Below are 20474 nucleotides of genomic sequence, written 5' to 3'. Positions count from 1 at the left end.
CCGTGAGCCCCCTGGGCGGGTCCCGGGGCGGCCACTGGGCGTTGCTCGTCGGCCTGAGCCTCTACGCGGTCATGACGGCCTGGCTGCTGCGGCTGCCCTGCCGGGTGCCCGGCTGGGGCGCCGCGGAGAGCCTGCCCGCGCTGTGCGCCACAGAGATCGCGCCCGGCGAGGCGTCCGGGGCGGGCGGGTTCTTCACGGGCGGGCCCGCGGGGGACCAGCCCGCACTGGTCGGGATGATCACCACGGTGGTCGGCTGGTTCGCGGCCCGCCTCTCCGCGCTGTTCGGGACGGACGTGGACCGGGGCGTGTTCGCCGACCTCTCCGTGCTGCTGCTGGCCCTGGTGTGGATCGCCACGGTGGCCGCGGTCTCCGCGCTCTCCGGCAGGCGCGGCGCGGACGCGTTCGTGCTGGCGCTCGCTCCGGTGGCGGTCCTGGTGGGCTTCGGCACGTGGGACCTGTGGGCCGTCCTGCTCATGATGCTGGCGCTGCTCTTCCACGTCCGGGGCAGTCCCGTGCCGGCGGGGATCCTGCTGGGGCTCGCGGCGTCCGTGGCGCTGTTCCCCCTGGTGGTCCTCCTGGCCGTGCTGCTCCTGGCCGTGCGGTACCGGCAGTTCCGGGACTTCGCGGTGGTCCTGGCCGGGACGCTGCTCACCTGGGCGCTGGTCAACGGACCGTTCCTGCTCTCCGCCCCGGACCGGTGGGTCCGGCAGCTCCGCCTGCCCTGGGACGGGCCCGTGGAGGGCTCCTCCTCCTGGGGCGTCTGGGCCCGGGTGGAGCAGGCGCGCACGGGTGCGGTCCCGGACCCGGCGGGGGCGGGGCAGTGGGTCCTCCTGGCCCTCGTGCTGGGCCTCGTGGCGGTGCTCGTGCTGACCCTGCTCACCCGGCAGGAACCCAGCGTCGTCCAGATCGCGTTCCTCCTGCTGGCCGTGCTCGTGCTCTCCGGCCCCGCCTACTCCCTCGTCCACGTGCTCTGGCTGGCGCCCCTCGTGGTGCTCAGCCGGCGCAACTGGATCGAGTTCGCCGCCTGGCAGCTCGTCGAGGTCCTGTGGTGGACCACCCTGGTCCTGCCCGAGCCGACCTGGCCGGTGCTGCCCGGCCTCGGCCTGATCGGCTGGGACGCGCAGGACCTGCTCGCGGCGGTGCGCGTGCTGCTCCTCGTCCTCCTGGTGGTCGCGGTCGCGGTCGACGTCCTGCGGGGCGGTCAGGCGCGGCGGATCGGGATTTCCGAGGCCGGCTGAGCGTCCCGGCTCCGCCGGGAGGGGGAGGCCGGCGGCCGCCACGCCGGCACGGGTTCATCCTGACGGCGGTGCCGTCCCGCGCCGGCTCTCCCGTAGGTTGGTGGCGGAGAAAAACTGACGAGTGCTCGGGAGGAGCGCCGGTGATCGAGATCGAGAACCTGACGAAGACCTACGGCGGCAAGACGGCGGTGGACGACGTCAGCTTCACCGTCCGCCCCGGCAGGGTGACCGGGTTCCTGGGGCCCAACGGGGCCGGCAAGTCGACCACGATGCGCCTCGTCGTCGGGCTGGAGTCCGCGACCCGGGGCCACACCCGCGTCAACGGCAGACCGTACGCCCAGCACCGGGCGCCGCTCGCGGAGGTCGGGGTGCTGCTGGACGCGAAGGCCGTCCACCCCCGGCGCACCGCGCGCGCGCACCTCTCGGCGCTCGCCGCGACCCACGGCATCGCGAAGTCCCGCGTCCAGGAGGTCGTGGACCTCACGGGGCTCGGGGCCGCGGTCGACAAGCGGGTGGGAGGCTTCTCCCTCGGCATGGGCCAGCGCCTCGGGATCGCCGCGGCGCTGATCGGCGACCCGCACACCGTGATCCTCGACGAGCCCGTCAACGGACTGGACCCCGAGGGCGTGGTGTGGGTGCGCCACCTCGCCAAGTACCTCGCCTCGGAGGGTCGCACGGTCTTCCTGTCCTCCCACCTCATGTCCGAGATGGCGCAGACCGCCGACCACCTCGTGGTGATCGGCCGGGGCCGGATCCTCGCGGACGCGCCGATCCAGCAGATCCTCGCCGGAGGCCGCACGCGCACCCGGCTGCGCGCCACCGACCGGGAGTCGATGCGCCGCGCCCTGCAGGGCACGGACGCCGGCATCACGGAGTTCGACGACGACGGGCTCCTGGTCACGGGGCCGGAGCCACGGCGCATCGCCGAGGCCGCCCTCTCCCACGGGGTGCTGGTCCACGAGCTCACCCCCCTCACGGAGACCCTCGAGGACGTGTACATGGCCATGACCCAGAACGAGGTCGAGTACCGCTCCGGCGGCGCTCCCGCACCGACCGACCCGGCGCCCTGGGCGGGCGCCGACGCACGAACCGGAGACCGAGCATGAGCACCAGCACCAGCACCTCGACCGCCCCCAGCCCGCAGACCGGCGCAGCGGAGCGCACCGGCCCGTCCGACCCCGCGTCCCGGGTGCGGCTGGGCTTCGGCCGGGTCCTGCGCTCGGAGTGGATCAAGTTCCGCTCCCTGCGCTCGCACTGGATCCTGCTCGGCGTCGCCCTGCTGCTCTCCCTCGGCTTCGCCGCCCTCTCGTCCTCGAGCGCGCTGACCTTCATCGACTTCAACGAGCAGGCCGCCCAGGAGCAGGTGGACACGATGCTGGACGGCCGGAGCCCCGAGGAGCTCGGGCTCACCGAGGAGGACGTCCAGCAGCAGAAGGACGAGATCATCGCCCAGTCCGAGCAACAGATGACGGAGGGCTCCGGGCTGTCCCTGCCCGAGGGGATGGGCTTCGGCGAGTACATGGCCATGTCCAGCGCCAACGGCGGCCTGCAGCTGGTCATGCTGCTCCTGGGCGCCCTTGCTGTGCTGGCCATCGGCTCGGAGTACTCCACCCGCTCCATCCAGACCACGATGACCGCGGTGCCCCGGCGCACCCCGGTGATGCTCGCCAAGGTGGTGGTGCTCTCGGCGGTCACGTTCGGGTTCGGGGTGCTGAGCGCCCTGCTGTCCCACCTGCTCGTCCAGCCGATCCTGGCCGGCGGGGACCTGGGCTACGACCTGCTGCAGGAGGCCGTGCTGCTCAACATCCTGGCGGTGGGCGTCTTCTACATGATCACCTCGTGGCTGGGCTTCGGCCTGGGCTCCCTGCTGAAATCCACGACCTGGGGCATCGTGGTGCTCGTGGTGCTGCTGATGGTCCTGGAGATCGTGCTCTTCGCCCTGTCCTTCGAGTGGCTCGACGACGTCAAGCCGTACTCCCCGGCGGCGGCGGGCGCGCAGCTGACGTCGATGTACCAGCCCTCGGACGCCGCGCTGAACCACGTGGAGTCCGGTCTCGTCTACGGCGCCTGGGGCCTGGTGCTCGTGGCGGCCGGGATCCTGGTCACCAAAAGACGCGCGCTCTAGCGGTCCTCCCGCCCCGGCCGCGGCGCCGGCCCTACGATGTGAGCTGGTGGGCCGGGACGCGGCCCGCGCTACCCGGCGCCAGCGCCGGGCGGACCCCTGGGGAACGGGAGCTGCGGTGTCGGTGTCACGGGAGCGGGAGGCCGGGGAGGCCCTCTCTGCGGTCGACGCCCGGGGCCTGCGGCGGACCCTGCTGCACTGGCTGACGGTCGTGGTGGTCCTCGTGACCGTGTTCAGCTCCGTGGTCAACTGGGTCTTCGTGGACCGGGAGCCGCAGGACCCGGTGGCCACGTGGCTCGGCGGGCTCGAGAACGGGCGCTCGCGGCAGCTGCTGTCCCGCACCGAGGCCGTCGTGGCGGACCCCACCCTGAACATCTTCTCGAACCGCGTGTACCGCAACGCCGCGGGGCGGATCGGCGGCTACGAGATCCTGGGCGTGGACCGCCGCGGGAGCCGCGCCGAGATCCGGGCGCGCGTGTGGTGGGACGGGCCCGACGGCGCCCGGGACCGGGAGGAGGTCCACGTCTACGGGGTGCACCAGGTGCGGCGCAGCGGTCCCTTCAACGACCAGTGGCAGCTCGACTCCCCGGACGCGGCCCCCTTCTCGATCCACCTGCCCGCTCCCCTCGACGAGCTCTCCGTCAACGGGGAGACCGTCCGCCCGGACCCGGACGAGCGGGTGCCCGACCCCGAGGGCCCCGGCGGCACCTGGCGCTTCGAGGCCCTGCCCGGGGACTACGCGATCGGGCTGCCCGGGAACTCCTACTACACGGCGGACCCGCCCCTGGAGCCGCACACCGTGGCGTTCCGGGATCCGGCACCGGCCTCGGTGGCGCTGCGGATCGAGCCCTCGCCGAGGATGTGGCAGGAGGTCGACGACCGGATCGAGGAGTGGCTGGAGAGCTGCACCGCCTCGGACGAGCTGTCCCCAGAGGACTGCCCCTCGTCCCGGCGCTGGGCGGCCCCGCAGGAGCCGCTCGAGCCGTCCGCGGCGGCGACCGGGGCGCCGGACCCGGAGATCACCGGCGTCCGGTGGCGGCTGGTCTCCCGGCCCGCCCTGGTCCTGGTCCCGGACCCGGCGGACCCGCTGCGCTGGACGGCGGACGCGCACCGGCCCGCGGAGGCGCGGCTGAGCTACGAGGAGGACGGGGAGACCGTCACGGAGCGGATCGAGTTCCCCGTCCGCGCCGCCGTGCGCTCCACGGGCCAGAGCGCCGAGATCAGCGTGGGCCTGGAGTAGTCGCGGGCGGCCCCGCCTCGACGGGCGCCGCCGTGCGCGCGGGCGCGCGCCGGAGACCCCCCAGCACCCGGTCGGCCAGCACCCAGTAGGCCACCCCTGCGACGAGGGAGACGACCACGGCCAGGACGGGCGAGACCGGCAGCAGGGCGGGATAGACCAGCCAGTGGGTGAGGTAGACGTACAGGGAGGCCGCGGCCAGCCATCCCGTGACGCGCCGCAGGCCGGCCGGAACGGGCAGCGCGGTCACCCACAGCAGCAGGAGGACACCGGTGATCACCGTGACCTCCCGGACGGTGCTGTCGAAGTACCCCGGCACCGTCAGGAGGGTCAGGAGAGTGACGAGGGACCGTTCCAGGACCGTCCGTGTCCGGGCGGCGGCCCAGCCGAGCGCGAAGAGCCAGAAGACCGGGGCGGGCTTCGGCAGCCCCGGGTCCACGATGTCGTACCGGCTGATCAGCCCGATCGCGAGCAGCGCGAGCGGGAACGCCAGCGGGAAGCGCCGTTCGGCGCGGTCCGCCCACGGCAGCGCCATGAGCGCCGTGACGGCCACGAGCACGTAGACGAGCATCTCCACGAACCAGAAGTGCCACTGCGTCGTCAGGTGCTGCGGCCCCACGATGCCGTTGAGCAGGAAGACGTTGGCCCAGGTGTAGTCGTCGGTGAGCAGGTGCGCCAGGGCGATGAACGCCGCGGAGGGCAGCACGATCCGTCCGAGGCTGCGCAGCTGGCGCCGCAGGCGCGGGAGCCGTTCGCCGTGGAGCTGGAACCGGGCGAAGTTGTAGCCGGCCACGGCGAAGAGCACATGGGCGGTCTGGATCGTGAAGAGCTCCACGTGCGTCATCACGATCAGCACGATGGCCCCGGCCCGCAGCACGATGCCGGTCTCCAGGAACGACACGAGCCGCCGCCGCCGGGGGGCGGCCCGGGCTGCCAGATCGCGGACGGAGGTGAGGTGCCAGTCCGTGGGGAGGTGCCCCAGGGCCTGCTCGAGACGGACGGAGGCCGCCACGTAGGACAGCGAGTCCCCGTCGAGGGAGACGAACGTGTCGTCGTCGCCGACGTCGGGGCGGTCGAGCACGTCGGCGAAGATCCGCCGGACGTCCTCGGGTCCCTCCGCCCGGCGCGGCACCGCCTCGGCGACGGGGGGTGGTGTGCCGAGCGCCAGGACCGCCGGGTAGTCCACCTTGCCCGTGCCCAGCCGGGGCAGCTCCTCCACGGGGTGCACCTCGACGGCAGGGCGCGGCAGGCCGATGCTCTCGGCCACGACCTTGGCGAGCAGGGCCGTGTCCTGCTCGCCCTCGGCGGCCACGACCACGCGCTCGTCGGAGCCCGCGGCGGCCGCGCTCACGCCGAGCTCGGCGAGGATCCGTTCGACCTGCCCGAGGTCCACGCGCAGGCCCACGATCTTGACGAACCGGCTGCGCCGCCCCACCACCTCGTAGAGCCCGTCGGGGTGGCGGCGGGCGAGGTCCCCGGTGCGCAGGTCCTCGACGGTGCGCCCGGCGGCGAGATCCTCCGGGCGCTCCGCGTAGCCGAGCATGACGTTGGGCCCGCTGTACACGAGCTCGCCGTCCGGCAGTCCGTCCACGGGCTCGATGCGGAACTCCCCGCCCGGGATCGGCACCCCGATCGTCCCGGCCCGCTCGGCCGCCAGCCCGGGGGGCAGGTAGGCCATCCGGGCGGTGGCCTCCGTAGCCCCGTACATCACGACCAGGTCCCAGCCGGCGCGCTCGCCGGCTCCGGCCCAGTGACGGACCTTCTCCGGGGCGAGCCGTCCACCCGCCTGCGTGACGTAGCGCAGGTGCGGCAGGTCCATCTCCGCGAAGCCGACGCGCTCCAGCAGCTCGAAGGTGTAGGGCACGGCCGCGAAGGACGTGGCCCGGTGGGCGCGGACGAGATCCCAGAAGCAGGGATCGACCACGGAGAGGTCCGTCAGCAGCACCGCGGCGCCACGGCAGAGGTGGCTGTTGAGCACCGACAGCCCGTAGCAGTAGGACATCGGCAGCGTGGTCGCGGCGCGGTCGTCGGGGCCGATGCCGAGGTACTCGGCGATCGCCTCGGCGTTGGCCGCCAGGTTCTCGTGCGAGAGCCGCACGAGCTTCGGGGAACCGGTCGAGCCGGAGGTGCTCAGCAGCAGGGCGAGGTCGGGGTGCAGCTCGTGCCGGGTGCCCGGGCGCCGTTCCTCGACGACCGGGGTCCCGTTCCCGGCGCTCCGCAGCAGGACGTCGGGGTCGTACGCCGCTATCAGCGACTCGACAGCGGCCGGCTTGTCCGCCGGGACCAGCAGGAGCGGGTGACCGGCCGTGAGGGCCGCGAGGTAGGCCACGAGGGAATCGACGTCGTTGGACGCGGCGAGCACGGCCAGCCGACGCTCCGTGCCGAGACGCGCGGCCAGGTCCTCGACCCGGGCCGCCAGTTCCCGGTAGCTCAGGACGTGCTCGCCCGTGAGGACGGCGGGGCGGTCCCCGTGGCGGGCGAGATCGGCGGCGAAGGCGACCCGGGCAAGGTCAGGATGAAGGCTCACCCGCACTACGGTAGAGAAGATCTTTAGCGAAGGAAAGTATTGCCTAATTCGTCCGACATGCGGGATCGCCGGTTCGACGTCCCGTCGGCGGACCGCGGGGGCGGGGCGGTGACGGCCCGGTCGTCGACGAGCAGCGTGGGGGTGGTCCCGGGCGTGACCGTCACGGCGACGGGGGTCCCCACGGAATGGCGGACGTTGTGCGGCTGCCAGGAGCGCAGCGAGCGGCCGGAGGCCAGCCGGACGTGGTGCAGCACGAATGCGCCGTGGTACTCGATCGCGCTGACCCGGGCGCTGGAGCCGGGGTCCGGCTCCAGCGCCACCTCGTGAGGCCGCAGCACGACGTCGACGTCGACGTCACTGTTGGCCCATCCCGGCACGGTGGAGACGATGCCGATCTCGCACGTGAGCAGCGCACGGTGGACGCGGGCGGGCAGGAAGTCGGCGTCCCCCATGAAGGACGCCACGAACCGGGTGGCGGGCTGCTCGAAGACCTGCTCCGGGGTGTCGGACTGCTCGATCACCCCGTCGTGCATGACCACCACGCGGTGACCGATCGACAGGGCCTCCGTCTGGTCGTGGGTGACCAGCACGGCGGTGGTCCCGGTCTCGCGCAGCGTGGCCACGGTGTCCCGGCGCACCTGCGCACGCAGCGACTCGTCCAGGCTGGAGAACGGCTCGTCGAGGAGCACGACGGCGGGGCGGGGGGCCAGCGCCCGTGCCAGGGCCACGCGCTGCTGCTCGCCCCCGGAGAGCTCGTGGGGATAGCGGTGGGCGAGGTGTCCCAGCCGTACGAGCTCGAGGACCTCACCCACACGGGCCTGCCGCCCGGCGCGCGGGAGCCGGTCCAGGCCGAAGGCCACGTTCTTGGCGACCGTCAGGTGCGGGAACAGGGCGTGGTCCTGGAAGACGAGACCCACCCTCCGCCGCTCGGGCTCCTGGAAACGGTGCCGGCCCGCCACCACGTCCCCGGCGATCCGGATCGTGCCCTCGTCCGGCCGTTCCAGGCCCGCCACGAGGCGCAGCGTGGTGGACTTGCCGCAGCCGGAGGGGCCGATGAGCGTCACCAGCTCGCCGGGCGGGACCGTCAGCTCCAGTCCGCTGACGCCCACGGAGGACCCGTAGTGCTTGCTCAGCGCCTCCAGGACCAGGGCGGGCACGGCGCCGTCGCTGCCGGACGCGGTCCGAGGGCTCGTGGTCTGCACGGTCATGAGGACACCTTTCCGTGGCGGTCCGCCCGGTGGGCCTGCCGGACGAGGAAGAACACGGGCACCACCGCCGCCGCCACGATCACGAGCGCCGGCAGGGCGGCCTTCTCCCAGAAGTTCTCGCGTGCCAGCTCGTAGACCCACACGGAGGCCGTCGTGAAGCCGAACGGGCGCAGCAGCAGTACGATGGGCAGCTCCTTGACGGCGTCGATCATCACGAGGACGAGGGCAGTGGCGACCCCCGGGCGGGCGATGGGCAGGTGCACGCGGGTGAGGACGCGGAGCGGGGACGCGCCGAGGCTCTGCGCGGAGAAGGTGACGGTGGGGGAGATCTTGGCGAGGCTCGCGTCCACGGCCTGGTAGGCCGGGGCGAGGAAGCGGATCACGTAGGCGTAGAGGATGCCGAGCACCGAACCCGTCACCAGCAGACCCGTGCCCCCGGGCACGCCCGCCCGTTCCAGCGCCGTGTCCAGCCCGGCGAAGGCGATGAGGACGCCGATGCCCACCACGGCCCCGGGAACGGCGTAGCCGAAGGTCGTGAGCTGCGCCGCGAAGGCCACCGCCCGGCCGCCGCCCATCCGCACCCCGTGGGCGACGGCGAGCGAGAGCGCCACGCAGGCCACGGCGGCGATCCCGGCGACCACGAGGCTGTTGCCGAGGTACTGCGCGAAGCGCGGGTCCGAGAGGGAGGCGGGGTTGCCGACGGCCTCCCCGACGGCCCACACCAGCAGCTGCAGCACGGGGACGAGAAATCCGGCGGAGAGCGCTGCGAGGGCGAGCAGGGTGGCGCCCCACGCGCGCCACCCGGTGAGCCGCTGCGGCTGCAGGCCCTGGCCGCGGCCGCCCCGCTGGTGGAACCGGGCCCTTCCCCGGAGCAGCCGTTCGCCGGTCAGCACGGCCACGGCGAACAGCAGCACGAGCACGGCGAGCTGGGTGGCGGAGTGGAAGTCGAAGGTGCCCTTCCAGACCAGGTAGACCCCCACGGAGACCGTCTGCACGTTGAAGTACTGCACCGTGGCGAAGTCGGTGAGCGTCTCCATCATCACGAGCGCCAGTCCTGCCGCGAGCGAGGGCCGGGCCAGGGGGATCAGGACCCGCCGGAGCGCGCGCCCCCGGCCCGCACCCAGGGTCCGTGCGGCGTCGTAGGTCCCGGTCGTCTGCTCGACCAGTGCGGAGCGCGCCAGGAGGTAGACGTACGGGTAGAGGGTCAGGGACATCACGAGCACGGCTGCGGGCAGCGAGCGGACCTCGGGCACCCACACGTCCGGCCCCAGGACGGAGCGCAGGGCCCCCTGCACCGGTCCGGCCACGTCGAAGACGGAGAGGAACACGAAGCCGAGGATGTAGGCCGGCATGGCCAGGGGCAGGACCAGCAGCCAGACCAGGACGTCCCGCAGGGGGAAGCGGAAGGCCGTCACGAGCCAGGCGAGCCCGCCGCCCACCACGAGGGTGCCCGCGCCCACGCCCAGCATCAGCAGGAGCGTGGTGAGCACCATCCGGCCCAGGTCGCGGGGCGGGGCGGCGGAGCCCAGGCTTCCCAGGCCGTCCACGACCACCGCCAGGACCGGGGTGGCCACCACCACGGCGACGAGGACCACGAGCGCCGACCACGCCGGGCGCCCCGAACCGGGCGCCCGGCGTGGTCGGCGGGCCGATGTCCTCGTCGGTGCGAGGACGGCGGGTTCGGTCACTGATACCCGGCTTCGGCCAGCAGGTCGACGGCCTCGGCGTTGAGGTCCCCGTAGGCCTCGGCGTTCAGGGGCATCCGCTCGAACTCGCCGAAGGCCGCGATGCTGGGCGCGGGCTCCACGGAGGGGTTGACCGGGAACTCGTGGTTCGCGTCCACGAACGCGTTCTGGCCGTCGGTCGCGAGCCACTCGATCAGCCGCTGAGCGTCCTCGGCGTTGTCGGAGCCCTCGACCACGCCTGCCCCGGAGATGTTCACGTGCGTCCCGGCACCCTCCTGGCTGGCCCAGAAGAGGTCGACCTTCAGGTCCGGGTTCTCCTCGAGGGTGCGCGCCAGGTAGTAGTGGTTGTTGATGCCCACGTCGCAGGTCCCGGCGTCGATCGCCTCGAGCAGGAGGATGTCGTTGCTCATGATCTGCACGTCGTTGTCGACCCAGCCCTCGACGATCTCGAGCGCCCGCTCCCGGCCGTGCAGGTCGATCAGACTCGCCACGAGGGACTGGGTGTAGGCCGAGGTGGCGTCCCGCATGCACAGCCGGTCCTGCCACTTCGGGTCGGCCAGTCCCGCGTAGGTCTCTTCGGGGTCGAACTCCGCGGTGTCGACGTTGTCCGGGTTGTAGGTCACGGTGCGCGCGCGCATCGCCAGGCCGTACCACCTGCCCTGGGGATCGCGCAGGTCCTCCGGGACCGCCTCGTCGAGGGTCGCGGAGTCCAGTGCGGCCAGCTCGTCCTGCCGGGCGGCGTTCCAGAGGTTGCCCGCGTCCACGGTCATGAACACGTCCGCGGGGCTGTCGTCCCCCTCGGCCTTGAGTCGTTCGAGGAGCTCGGCGTCGTCACCGGTGATGAACTCGACGCTGATGCCGGTTTCGTCGGTGAAATCGCCGAAGGCGCCCTCGAGGTCGTAGTGGCGTGCCGAGTAGATCTGCAGGTCGGCGGGCTGCTCACCCAGACCGAGCGTGCCGCACCCCGTGACCAGGGTCGTCAGCGCGGTCAGGATGCCGGTGGTGACGTACAGGGAACGACGACGCATCGGGGCCTCTTCCGGAGGGCGCGGCGCTCGGGGACCGCGCGACGATCATTTGGCAACGAAAGCGTATCCTAATCGGACCCCTCGGGTCGCTCCCGGTGGGCGGGGCACCGCCACCGCGGCACCCTGTACAACTCCCCGCCCGTGGCCGCCCGCACCGGAATAGCCGTCCCGAACGGGCCGTTGCACTGGTCAGGCCGTTGACCGTGGACGGCACCCGTCGAGACCCCTCCGCCCCGAAAGGATCCGCGTGGCTCCCGAGCCCGAGTACTACCGCCCCGTCCCGCTGAACAACGACCCCGGCCGCGCCGGCTACTCCCGGGCGCCCCACGGGCAGCCGTTCGGCGGGCAGCCCTTCGGCGGGGGTGGGCGCGGCGCCCCGTACCCCGGGCCGCCCGTGGCCAACGTGGTGGGCGGGAAGTCCGTGGTCCTCGCCTACGTCCTGTGGCTCTTCCTGGGCTGGCTGGGCATCCACAAGTTTTATCTGCGCCAGCCGATCTGGGGCCTGATCTACCTGTTCCTCGGTGGCCTGGGCTGGACCCTCGCGGGGGTCGGCGTCGGGATCCTGTTCCTGATCCCGTGGATGCTGCTGATGTTCGTTGACGTCTTCACCATGCCGTTCCGCACGGCCCTCGTGAACGCCTCGATCGCCCGCAGTGCCTACCGGTACTGAGCCCGCGTTCCCTGACCACCGCGGTGCCCGCGCCCGCCCCGTTGGGGGCGGGGTTGCGAGTGTAGTAGTGTTGTGAGGTCTGTGTGCCCGCCGCCCGACGTGCGGTGCCGGCGCGCGGACGACGCTACAGAACCTCCTGCTGCGGAAGGACCGCAGCCGCTCAGCCCGAAGGAGGTGGGTTCGAACATGCGTGAGTACGAACTGATGGTGATCATCAACCCCGAGGTCGAGGATCGTGCCGTGGAGCCGACTCTCAAGAAGTTCCTCGAGGTCGTCACCAAGGACAACGGGACCGTCGACAACGTCGACATCTGGGGCCGTCGTCGCCTCGCCTACGAGATCCAGAAGAAGACCGAGGGCATCTACGCGGTCGTCCGCTTCACCGCGACCCCGCAGACCACCCAGGAGCTCGACCGCGTCCTGAACCTCAACGAGGCCATCATGCGCACCAAGATCATCCGCCCGGAAGAGCAGAAGATCTCCGCCGAGTAAGGACTTCACAACTGATCACCGAGGGCGCCCCGACCGGGCCCCCGGTGAGATGCTTGAGAGATCCCAGCACGTCCCGCACGACCGCGAACATCCTCGACCCGGGAGGTCCACATGGCTGGTGACACCGTCATCACCGTAATCGGCAACCTGACCGCTGACCCCGAGCTGCGCTTCACCCCGTCGGGTGCGGCGGTGGCCAACTTCACCGTTGCGTCCACGCCCCGCACCTTCGACCGCCAGTCCAACGAGTGGAAGGACGGGGAGACCCTGTTCCTCCGCTGCTCCGTGTGGCGCGAGGCGGCCGAGAACGTGGCGGAGTCGCTGCAGAAGGGCATGCGCGTCATCGTCCAGGGTCGGCTCAAGTCGCGGTCCTACGACACCAAGGAAGGCGAGCGGCGCACCGTCACCGAGCTCGACGTCGACGAGGTCGGTCCTTCCCTGCGCTACGCGTCCGCGAAGGTCAACCGCAACGCCCGCTCCGGCGGGCAGGGCGGCGGCTTCGGCGGCCAGCAGGGCGGCGGCCAGCAGGGCGGCGGCTTCGGCGCCGGCGCCCCGGCCGGCGGCGGATTCGGGGGCGACTCCGGGTTCGGCGGCGGTGGCGGCGGCCAGCAGGGCGGCGGTTCCGGCTTCGGCCAGGGCGGCCGCTCCGGCGGCGGACGCCAGCCCGCTCCGCAGGCCGCACCCCAGAGCGACCCCTGGAGCCAGTCCTCCGGCGGGAACTACGACTGGGGCAGCGGCCAGGACGACGAACCGCCGTTCTAGACCTTCCGCACTTTTCCCATCCACCCCATCCCGCGGTGACAAGCCGCGGGCTCCACTCGAAGAACAAGGAGCACCACGATGGCCAAGGCTGAACTTCGTAAGCCCAAACCAAAGCAGAACCCGCTCAAGGCTGCCAAAGTCACTGAGATCGACTACAAGGACGTTGCGCTGCTGCGCAAGTTCATCTCCGATCGCGGCAAGATCCGCGCCCGCCGCGTCACCGGTGTGACCGTGCAGGAGCAGCGCAAGATCGCCCTGGCGATCAAGAACGCCCGCGAGGTCGCGCTGCTGCCCTACTCCGGCGCCGGCCGCTGATCAGAGAGGACAGACACTCATGGCAAAGATCATCCTGACGACCGAGGTCACGGGTCTCGGCGCTGCCGGTGACGTGGTCGAGGTCAAGAACGGGTACGCCCGCAACTACCTCTTCCCGCGCGGCTTTGCGACCCCGTGGTCGCGCGGCGGACAGAAGCAGATCGAGAGCATCAAGGCCGCCCGCGCCGCGCGCGAGGTCGCCTCGCTCGAGGACGCCCAGGTCCTGGCGCAGAAGCTGACCTCGGCCACCGTGACCATCCCGGTCAAGGCCGGCTCCGAGGGTCGCCTCTTCGGCACCGTCAAGGCCGAGGACGTGGCCAAGGCCGTCGAGGCCGCCGGCCTCGGCTCCGTGGACAAGCGCAAGGTCGAGCTCAACCAGCACATCAAGACCACCGGTGTGTACCAGGCCTCCGTGCGTCTGCACGAGGACGTCAACGCGAACGTCGAGTTCGAGGTCGTCCCCGCCTGATCGGTTCCTCCGGTCCGTGCAAGCACGGAAAGGGCCCCCGCGGTGCGCCGCGGGGGCCCTTTCCGCATGTCCGACGTCTCCAGCGGGATCGGCCGGCGGGATCGCTCAGTGGGGCCGGAGGGCCTCGACGACGACGTCGAGCGCGGTGTCGGTGGTGCGAACCTGCTCGGCGCGCAGCAGGTCCAGTCCCTTGCCCTCGAGCACGGCGACGGTCTCCTGGAGGGTCGGCCGGGGCACGGTCGGGGGCGGGCCCTCGACGCTGCCGGGGGCGTGCGTGATCCACAGCAGCCGGCCGCCGGGGACGAGCCACTCGGCGGCGCGGCGCAGCAGCGCCAGGTCGTGCTGGAAGTACGCGGCGACGATCAGGTTGAACTGCGGGGGCACGGCGTCGGGCCCGGAGCGCTGCTCCTGCTCGGGCGTCCAGGTCCGCAGGTCGGCGACCAGGGCGCGCCCCGGCAGGCCACGCTCCGCCAGCGCCCCGGTGATGGTCCGCACGGCGCTGGGGGAGAAGTCCACGGCGGTGGGGTCGTAGCCGGCCGCCGCCAGGGCCAGGGTGTGGCGGCCGGTGCCCGCGCCGAGGTCGAGGGCGGTCGGCGGGCCGCCCGTGCGCTCCCGGGCCGTCCGGTCCAGGAGGGCGGCCACCTCGGGGTGCGGCTGGGCGCCGTCGGGGGAGGACCCCCCGGAGGCGTACCGGTCCTCCCACATGCGCTGGTTGTCGTCCACGGGGATCTCCTGGAGGGGTCGGGTTCGTCGGTCGGGCGCTCGGGCACCGCGGGCCGGTGCGGCGGTGCCGTCGGGTTCCCCGGGGGACAATGGGTGCATGCCGTCCCTGATCTCCCGTGTCTCGCCGTCCGCCCTGTACTGGTTCGGCGTGGGGTGCCTGCTCTTCACCGTACTGGCTTTTGTCGTGGCGTTCCTGGGCGGGAACTCCGCAGGGCCCGAGACCTCCATGGCGTTCTTCGTGATCGGCTTCGTCGCGGCGGCGGTGGGGGCCACCGTGACGGCGGTGGTGGCCCTCGCGGGGGCCATCGGGTTCGCGTCCGACCGGATCCGGTTCCTGGTGCTGCTGGGGCTGTCGGTGCTCTGCCACCCGCTGCTGTGGCTGGCGCTGCTCGCCTCGGTGTCCTGAGGGCGGGCGGAGACCTCCTCCAGCTCCACGAACAGGGCGTGCCGGTCCGTCGCGCACACGTGGTGCGCGGGGCGGTCCGGGGTGTGCGGTCCTCCTGACGGACCGGCCTCCGACGTGGGCCGGAACACCAGTCGGAGAACACGTGCTGTGGACGGCACCGGTGGTGTCCGGCTCCGCCCTGCACAGGGTGTGCATCACCATCGCTCCTGGTTAGACGGGGATTTGTGGAACCCTGTGCATAACTTTCCACAAGGTTCTCCCCAACCTGTGCACAGCCGTCCACGGCGTTTTCCACCGGTTGTCCACAGGGTGGAAAACCCCGCCTGCTGATAGGATTTTCCGTCCTTCCCGAGCTGGTCCGGTCACTGGTCCGGCACCCGGTCCGGGAGCCGCCCTCCGCGGCCGGCGGGCTAGGCTCGGGGCACCCGGCCGGTCCAGTGACCGGTTCCCTGCGGGAGAGGAGCGGCGGATGTCCCCACGCACGCGCGTGGCCCTGGCGCTGGGCAGCGGCGGCGCCCGCGGCTACGCCCACATCGGCGTGATCGAGGTGCTCGAGGAGCGCGGCTATGACATCGTGACCGTGGCGGGGAGCTCGATGGGGGCGCTCGTGGGCGGCCTCCACGCCGCCGGGCAGATGGAGGCGTACGCGCAGTGGGTGCGGGGTCTCAGCCAGCGGGACGTGCTGCGGCTGCTGGACCCTTCCCCCTCGGCGCCCGGGGTGATCCGCGCGGAGAAGATCATGGCGAAGGTGCGCGAGCTGCTCGCCGGCCGGCTCATCGAGGACCTGCCCATCCCCTTCACGGCGGTGGCCACGGACCTGCTCGCCCGCAAGGAGGTCTGGTTCCAGGAGGGCCCGGTGGACGTGGCCGTCCGCGCGTCGATCGCCCTGCCGAGCATCATCACCCCCGTCATGCTCAACGGCCGGCTGCTCGCCGACGGGGGGATCATGAACCCCGTGCCCATCGCCGCGACCGTCGCCACCCGCGCGGACGTGACGGTGGCGGTCTCCCTGTCCGGGGGGCAGCAGTCCGGGGAGGGCAGGGTCCCGGCCCACGAGACGTCCGCCGTGCGGCCGTCCGAGGAGTGGGCGGAGCGGTTCCGGCGCAGCGCCTCCCACGTCCTGGACCGCGAGCTGACGCGCAGCGTCCTGGAGCGCTTCGCGGAGACGCGCGGCCGCAGCACCCCGTCCCGGTTCCTGCGCCCCGCAGGGTCGGCCCCGGTGGACGCCGCCGAGGCCCTCGTCCAGGACGCCGGCCAGGACGCCGGCCAGGACGCGCTGGTGGACGCCGCCGCGGAGGCCGCGGAGGAGCTCGCCCAGGACGGCTTCGGCGCCCTGCCGGCGGGGCTGCGCACGCTCGACGTCATGCAGCTCTCCCTCGAGGTGCTGCAGTCCATGGTGCTGCGCTACCGGCTGGCCGGCTATCCGCCCGACCTGCTCATCACCGTGCCGAAGAGCGCCGGGCGGCTGCTGGACTTCCATCGCGCCGGGGAGCTCATCGAGCTCGGCCGGCGGATGACCGAGGAGGCCATCGACCGCGCCGACGAGTTCCCGCCGGCGCGGCCGCGGTCCTAGTCGGCCTGGACGATCTCGTCCAGGTTCGCCTCGGTGTCGATCACGTCGTACTTGAGCATCAGCTCGGCGAGCGTCTCGAGCTCGTCGCGGTCCACCTCCGCGTCGAACTCCTCCAGCCGCAGGTCGGTGGCGACCTCCTCCGGCATGTTGAGGAAGCTCACGATGGTCTCGCGCACCCGGTCGGGGTTCTCCTGGGCGAACTGGAGCGCCTCGTCGATCGCGGCGTTGTAGCTCTCGAGGACCTCCGGGTTCTCCTCGGTGAATGCCGTGCTGCTGAAGGTGACCATGGTGTCGAGGCCCGGGACGGTGTCCTGGTAGTTGTAGCCGACCAGTGCGGTCTGCTCGCCGTTGATCAGCTGGGTCAGGAACGGCTCCGGGACCCAGGCGGCGTCGATCTCCCCGCGCTCCAGCTGGGCCGGCATGTCCTGGAAGGGCATCTCCACGAAGTTCACGGCGTCGGGATCGCCGCCGGCCTTGCTCACGGCCTCCTTGATGGTGAGGTCGCCCTGGCCGTTGATCGTGTTCACCGCGACCCGCTTGCCGGCCAGGTCGGCCCAGGACGCGATGCCGGCGTCCTGGTTGGCGGCCACGCCGGTGATGTCCTCGCCCTCGGCCATGGAGCTGCTGTAGCCGCTGAGGATCTTCATGTCGAGGCCCTGGTCCTTGGCGAGGACGACCGAGAGCGGGTTGCCCACGCCGATGTCCATGGAGCCGCCCGAGACTGCCGGGAGCATGGCGGCGCCGCCCTGAGCGGTCTCGATCGTGACGTCCAGGCCGTGCTTCTCGAAGATGCCCTCGTCGAGGGCGAGCTGCACGGGCGCGGAGGGTGCGATGGGGATGACGCCGATGGTGAGCGGCTGCAGCTCCTCGCCGCCCCCGCCGCCCCCGGTGGTCCCGGTGGTCCCCCCGCCGCCGCAGGCGGTCAGGGCGAACGTCAGGACGGTTCCGACGGCGGCTGCTCTGGCGAACGGGTGCTTCATGGGGGTCCTCTTCCTCGGGTCGGTCCTGCCGGCGCCCGGCACCGGCGAATCCGCTGTGAGATGCATCACGCACATCGGTGACCTCACCGTAGAGGGCGACCGTTGGCTTCGTCAACGGTTGTAGCTCTGAATCGTTGCGCTGTCCCCCGAAAAGCACCACGGCGGCTCACTGGTCGCGCAGCAGCGCCTCCACGGTGCGGGCGAGGTCCAGCAGCACGGCGTCCGCCCCCGGCCCCGCCGCGAGCTCCAGGCCCACCGGCAGGCCCTCCGCGGTGCGCCCGGCGGGGAGGCTAATCCCGGGGGTGCCGATGATGCCGGCAAGGTCGGAGTGGCGGGTGAAGGTGTCGAAGGTGGGCACGCGCCGGCCGTTGAGCTCGACGGTCTCGTCGTCGCCGATCGGCCGGGCCGTCAGCGGACACGTCGGCTGCACCAGGGCCGTCACCCCCTGGGCCTGCATCGCCCCGGTGTACAGCCGCAGGGCGAGCCGGCGCTCCTCCTGGGCCGCGCGGTAGTCGTCGTCGGCGGCGCGAAACACCTGCGCCAGCTCCCAGATCCGCCGCACGTCCGGGCTGCCGATCCCGTCCCGCACCTCGTCGAGGGAGCGCCCCGTGCCGCGCGCCTCCAGATAGGCCTGGAGATCGGGCAAGAACTCGTGGAGGGCGATCGTCATGCCGGCCGCGGCGGCCAGCTCCCGGGCGGGGCGGAGGTCGACCGGCACGAGCTCCGCGCCGGCCGCCTCCAGCGCTCGCAGGCCCGCGCCGAAGACCGTGTCCACGCCCGGCTCCAGGTCCTCGAGGAACAGCTCGGGCACGCCGAGCCGGACGCCGTGGAGCGGGCCGGGGCCCTCGTCGTCGAACTCCAGGTGCCGCGCGCCGGGCGCGCCCAACGGGTGCTCGCCCGCGAGCAGGGCGTCCAGCAGCACGATGTCGTCCACGGTCCGGGCCATGGGGCCGATCGTGTCCCGCGAGTGGGCGATCGGGAGGACGCCCGACGACGGGTAGCGGCCCAGCGTGGGCCGGAAGCCCACGATCCCGCACAGGGCGGCGGGGATGCGGGCCGAGCCCCCGGTGTCCGCGGCGACCGCGGCCGGGACCAGGCCCACCGCCACGGCCACCGCCGAGCCCCCGCTGCTGCCGCCGGGGCTCAGCGCCGGGTCGGCGGGGTGGCGCACCGACCCGTACGAGCCGTTGTTGGAAGTGATGCCGAAGGACAGCTCGTGCAGGTTGGTCTTCAGGGCGAACAGGGCCCCGGCCTCGCGCAGGCGGGCCACCGCGGGGGCGTCCCGCGCCACCACGTCGTGCTCCAGCGACTGGGTCCCGCCGGTGGTGGGGAACCCCGCGACGTCCACGATGTCCTTGACCGCCAGCGGGATCCCCGTCAGCGGGCCCCGCGTCTCCCGGCGGTCCAGCGCGTGGGCGAAGGCCCGGGCCAGCTCCGGGTCCGCGCTGATCACCGCGCCCAGCCGCCGCGCCGTGGGCAGGCGCTCCAGCAGGGCGTCGAGGTGCTCCACGTGGCTGATCCGGCCCGCGGCCAGCTCCGCCCGGGTGGTCCTGATGTCCCACGAACAGGGGCCGCTGAGGTCTGTGGTGAGCGTCATGATCCATGGTGTCCACGGACGGGCCCGGGCGGCAAGCGGTGTCCGGGCCCGTGCCTCGCTCTCGCACTCACGACTTGGTATTGGGAACGAGATAGTGGGGACCCACGAAGCCCACGTGAACCTTCCCAGTGGCCCCGGCGGTGTCGTCGTGGAAGTAGATGCGCGGGGCCAGGTCTCCGCCTCCTTCGCTGATCTTGAGATGTGCCTGCATCAGGAGCCTCCCGGACCGGGCGACGTCATGGTGCACATCGAAGATGCGGCTCTTTCGGTACTTGTCACGGTTCATGACCGACTCGGACTCGCTCATGGCCAGCTTTTTGTCCGTGGCGGGCCAGCTGACCGACATCGCTCCACCTCGTTGGCACCAGACCCAGAATCCACCGGCGAATCCTTCTTCCTTGCAGGACCGGGAGTACTCAGCCAGCGCACGGAGACCTCGATAGGCGTTGTTTCCCCATGAAACCGCCTCGGGCGCCGTGTCGATGCCGTGCAGCTCACGAGACGCGGAGTCCGCGATGGTCAACCAGTCGCCCAAGTGCTCTTTCGCCGCGAGGACCGCTTCAGTGACGCCCTGGACCTGGTCGGGAAGCCCGTCCTCCGGCGCAGTCTGGGCGTCCCAGATCAGGTGCTCGAGGTTCGACTCCCGCAACTTCTGCACAATGCGGTCCAAATGCCCGGACACCCGGCCCAGTTCGAACTGCGTGGTGGAGTGATCGTCCTTCTCGAGCTCCAGGTCGAACTCCCACTGATAGCGAAGTTCCGCCAGCTCGTTCTCGCTGATCGCCTGCTGGTCGGAGAGGAAGACGGAGAAGACCCCGGGCACACGGCGACGCGTCGACAACTGCGCCACCGTGTCGACGAGCCGATCCACGACCCAGTTGTTGTTCTCCCGCATTTCCGCCGCAGGGATGAACCGATGCCGCCGAGCGTCCGCCGGGCTGTTCACGAGCCGGGGTGCATAGGTGCGGATGCCTCCGCCCCACACGGCCAGATCATCGAACTCGGCTCGGAAGCAGGAGACTGCCGCCTGGTCCAGGACCGCGACGGTCGCCACGCCCATGGACCGTCGAGCCGTCTGACGAGCGAGCTGCCTCCAGCGGCCACTGGAGGTCTGGAACGGTTCCGTGAAGACGATGACCGGCAGCCTGCGTTCTTCGTGCGACAGCATGGACACGAAGTCGTTGACGTCGTCCGCGTCGATCACCCGGGGCGTCCCGCACAATGCGTCACGCTCGAGCCGAGGATTTTCGCTGAGAGACAGGAGATCGGCAACAACACGGGGACGTCCCACCTTGATCCTCTGGGTCGGGTCGTTCGTCTCCATGGAGTTCTCCACCCAGACGTGTGCGGTTCCGCCTCCTGCTGCGACTCGCACGGTCGTGCACCAGCGTGTTGAGCCCGCCCCTTCCACCTCGTCGACCGTGCATCCTTCGACCCCGGAC

19 protein-coding genes are annotated in these 20474 nt (G+C 72.0%); 11 read left to right on the top strand and 8 right to left on the bottom strand.

Translation table 11 applies throughout. The annotated features are described in order from the left end of the window. The first annotated feature begins 2 nt into the window (after positions 1-2). The 4 genes from RF647_RS11085 to RF647_RS11070 all read left to right on the top strand — a co-directional run bounded on the left by RF647_RS11085 (position 3) and on the right by RF647_RS11070 (position 4600). Positions 3-1238: a glycosyltransferase 87 family protein gene (locus RF647_RS11085; RefSeq protein ID WP_368811741.1), complete on the top strand. Its 1236-nt coding sequence runs from the start codon at positions 3-5 to the stop codon at positions 1236-1238. A gap of 140 nt (positions 1239-1378) precedes the next feature. Continuing rightward, a complete protein-coding gene (locus tag RF647_RS11080) occupies positions 1379-2344 on the top strand; it encodes an ATP-binding cassette domain-containing protein (protein ID WP_368811740.1) in 966 nt (321 codons plus the stop codon). Continuing rightward, positions 2341-3363 carry an ABC transporter permease subunit gene (locus RF647_RS11075; RefSeq protein WP_368811739.1) on the top strand — a complete coding sequence of 341 codons (1023 nt, stop codon included), beginning with the start codon at positions 2341-2343 and terminating at the stop codon, positions 3361-3363. The genes RF647_RS11080 and RF647_RS11075 overlap by 4 nt, the downstream gene beginning before the upstream one ends. 115 nt (positions 3364-3478) lie before the next feature. Next, positions 3479-4600: a hypothetical protein gene (locus RF647_RS11070; protein ID WP_368811738.1), complete on the top strand. Its 1122-nt coding sequence runs from the start codon at positions 3479-3481 to the stop codon at positions 4598-4600. On the opposite strand, the gene RF647_RS11065 is transcribed toward RF647_RS11070, so the two are convergent. Genes RF647_RS11065 through RF647_RS11050 form a run of 4 tightly spaced genes read right to left on the bottom strand, consistent with a single transcriptional unit; the run spans position 4581 to position 11045 of the window. After that, positions 4581-7124 carry an AMP-binding protein gene (locus RF647_RS11065; RefSeq protein ID WP_368811737.1) on the bottom strand — a complete coding sequence of 848 codons (2544 nt, stop codon included), beginning with the start codon at positions 7122-7124 and terminating at the stop codon, positions 4581-4583. The genes RF647_RS11070 and RF647_RS11065 overlap by 20 nt on opposite strands. A 23-nt stretch (positions 7125-7147) precedes the next feature. Further along, positions 7148-8332: an ABC transporter ATP-binding protein gene (locus RF647_RS11060; protein WP_368811736.1), complete on the bottom strand. Its 1185-nt coding sequence runs from the start codon at positions 8330-8332 to the stop codon at positions 7148-7150. Beyond that, entirely contained in the window at positions 8329-10020 is a 1692-nt protein-coding gene (locus tag RF647_RS11055) for an ABC transporter permease (protein WP_368811735.1), read from the bottom strand. Before RF647_RS11055 ends, RF647_RS11060 begins: the two co-directional genes overlap by 4 nt. Further along, positions 10017-11045: an extracellular solute-binding protein gene (locus RF647_RS11050; protein WP_368811734.1), complete on the bottom strand. Its 1029-nt coding sequence runs from the start codon at positions 11043-11045 to the stop codon at positions 10017-10019. Before RF647_RS11050 ends, RF647_RS11055 begins: the two co-directional genes overlap by 4 nt. A gap of 247 nt (positions 11046-11292) precedes the next feature. On the opposite strand from RF647_RS11050, the gene RF647_RS11045 reads away from it, so the two are divergent. From RF647_RS11045 to rplI, 5 genes are all read left to right on the top strand, one after another. Beyond that, positions 11293-11715 (top strand): TM2 domain-containing protein, encoded by a 423-nt coding sequence (locus RF647_RS11045; RefSeq protein ID WP_368811733.1) that lies wholly within the window; start codon positions 11293-11295, stop codon positions 11713-11715. 186 nt (positions 11716-11901) lie between these two features. Further along, positions 11902-12207: a 30S ribosomal protein S6 gene (gene rpsF / locus RF647_RS11040; RefSeq protein WP_035924389.1), complete on the top strand. Its 306-nt coding sequence runs from the start codon at positions 11902-11904 to the stop codon at positions 12205-12207. Between the two features lie 111 nt (positions 12208-12318). After that, the gene (locus RF647_RS11035; RefSeq protein WP_017835049.1) at positions 12319-12969 is read left to right on the top strand and encodes a single-stranded DNA-binding protein; all 651 of its coding nucleotides are present in this window, start codon (positions 12319-12321) and stop codon (positions 12967-12969) included. 78 nt (positions 12970-13047) lie between these two features. After that, complete coding sequence (gene rpsR, locus RF647_RS11030) at positions 13048-13284, top strand: 30S ribosomal protein S18 (protein ID WP_017835048.1); 237 nt, start codon at positions 13048-13050, stop codon at positions 13282-13284. Between the two features lie 19 nt (positions 13285-13303). Further along, positions 13304-13753, top strand: coding sequence for a 50S ribosomal protein L9 (gene rplI / locus RF647_RS11025; RefSeq protein ID WP_095650056.1), 450 nt, complete (start codon positions 13304-13306; stop codon positions 13751-13753). Positions 13754-13858: 105 nt separating this feature from the next. On the opposite strand, the gene RF647_RS11020 is transcribed toward rplI, so the two are convergent. Next, positions 13859-14476 (bottom strand): trans-aconitate 2-methyltransferase, encoded by a 618-nt coding sequence (locus RF647_RS11020; protein ID WP_368811732.1) that lies wholly within the window; start codon positions 14474-14476, stop codon positions 13859-13861. A gap of 97 nt (positions 14477-14573) precedes the next feature. Here RF647_RS11020 and RF647_RS11015 point away from each other — a divergent pair, with 97 nt between their 5' ends. Both RF647_RS11015 and RF647_RS11010 read left to right on the top strand, forming a co-directional pair. Beyond that, positions 14574-14882: a hypothetical protein gene (locus RF647_RS11015; protein ID WP_368811731.1), complete on the top strand. Its 309-nt coding sequence runs from the start codon at positions 14574-14576 to the stop codon at positions 14880-14882. Between the two features lie 469 nt (positions 14883-15351). Continuing rightward, entirely contained in the window at positions 15352-16455 is a 1104-nt protein-coding gene (locus tag RF647_RS11010; RefSeq protein WP_368811730.1) for a patatin-like phospholipase family protein, read from the top strand. Here the strand turns inward: RF647_RS11010 and RF647_RS11005 are convergent. The 3 genes from RF647_RS11005 to RF647_RS10995 all read right to left on the bottom strand — a co-directional run bounded on the left by RF647_RS11005 (position 16452) and on the right by RF647_RS10995 (position 20356). Beyond that, on the bottom strand, positions 16452-17435 hold the full coding sequence (locus tag RF647_RS11005; RefSeq protein ID WP_368811729.1) for an ABC transporter substrate-binding protein: 984 nt from the start codon (positions 17433-17435) through the stop codon (positions 16452-16454). The two genes, RF647_RS11010 and RF647_RS11005, sit on opposite strands and share 4 nt — an antisense overlap. Before the next feature lie 166 nt (positions 17436-17601). After that, on the bottom strand, positions 17602-19032 hold the full coding sequence (locus RF647_RS11000) for an amidase family protein (RefSeq protein WP_368811728.1): 1431 nt from the start codon (positions 19030-19032) through the stop codon (positions 17602-17604). Positions 19033-19099: 67 nt separating this feature from the next. Further along, complete coding sequence (locus RF647_RS10995; RefSeq protein WP_368811727.1) at positions 19100-20356, bottom strand: hypothetical protein; 1257 nt, start codon at positions 20354-20356, stop codon at positions 19100-19102. Positions 20357-20474 lie beyond the last annotated feature (118 nt).

The sequence above is a fragment of the Kocuria sp. CPCC 205263 genome, from assembly GCF_040981075.1.
Taxonomy (GTDB): Bacteria; Actinomycetota; Actinomycetes; order Actinomycetales; family Micrococcaceae; genus Kocuria; species Kocuria rosea.
The sequence above is the reverse complement of the archived record's forward strand: the minus strand, read 5'-3'. Positions and strand labels throughout refer to the sequence as shown.

What these genes read in the sequence shown, in the direction of transcription:
- RF647_RS11035 (WP_017835049.1), top strand. Translation starts at nt 12,319, where the DNA reads ATGGCTGGTGACACCGTCATCACCGTAATCGGCAACCTGACCGCTGAC.
- RF647_RS11000 (WP_368811728.1), bottom strand. Translation starts at nt 19,032, where the DNA reads ATGACGCTCACCACAGACCTCAGCGGCCCCTGTTCGTGGGACATCAGG.
- rpsF (WP_035924389.1), top strand. Translation starts at nt 11,902, where the DNA reads ATGCGTGAGTACGAACTGATGGTGATCATCAACCCCGAGGTCGAGGAT.
- RF647_RS11075 (WP_368811739.1), top strand. Translation starts at nt 2,341, where the DNA reads ATGAGCACCAGCACCAGCACCTCGACCGCCCCCAGCCCGCAGACCGGC.
- rplI (WP_095650056.1), top strand. Translation starts at nt 13,304, where the DNA reads ATGGCAAAGATCATCCTGACGACCGAGGTCACGGGTCTCGGCGCTGCC.
- RF647_RS11010 (WP_368811730.1), top strand. Translation starts at nt 15,352, where the DNA reads ATGTCCCCACGCACGCGCGTGGCCCTGGCGCTGGGCAGCGGCGGCGCC.
- RF647_RS11015 (WP_368811731.1), top strand. Translation starts at nt 14,574, where the DNA reads ATGCCGTCCCTGATCTCCCGTGTCTCGCCGTCCGCCCTGTACTGGTTC.
- RF647_RS11060 (WP_368811736.1), bottom strand. Translation starts at nt 8,332, where the DNA reads ATGACCGTGCAGACCACGAGCCCTCGGACCGCGTCCGGCAGCGACGGC.
- RF647_RS11050 (WP_368811734.1), bottom strand. Translation starts at nt 11,045, where the DNA reads ATGCGTCGTCGTTCCCTGTACGTCACCACCGGCATCCTGACCGCGCTG.
- RF647_RS11005 (WP_368811729.1), bottom strand. Translation starts at nt 17,435, where the DNA reads ATGAAGCACCCGTTCGCCAGAGCAGCCGCCGTCGGAACCGTCCTGACG.
- rpsR (WP_017835048.1), top strand. Translation starts at nt 13,048, where the DNA reads ATGGCCAAGGCTGAACTTCGTAAGCCCAAACCAAAGCAGAACCCGCTC.
- RF647_RS10995 (WP_368811727.1), bottom strand. Translation starts at nt 20,356, where the DNA reads ATGGAGACGAACGACCCGACCCAGAGGATCAAGGTGGGACGTCCCCGT.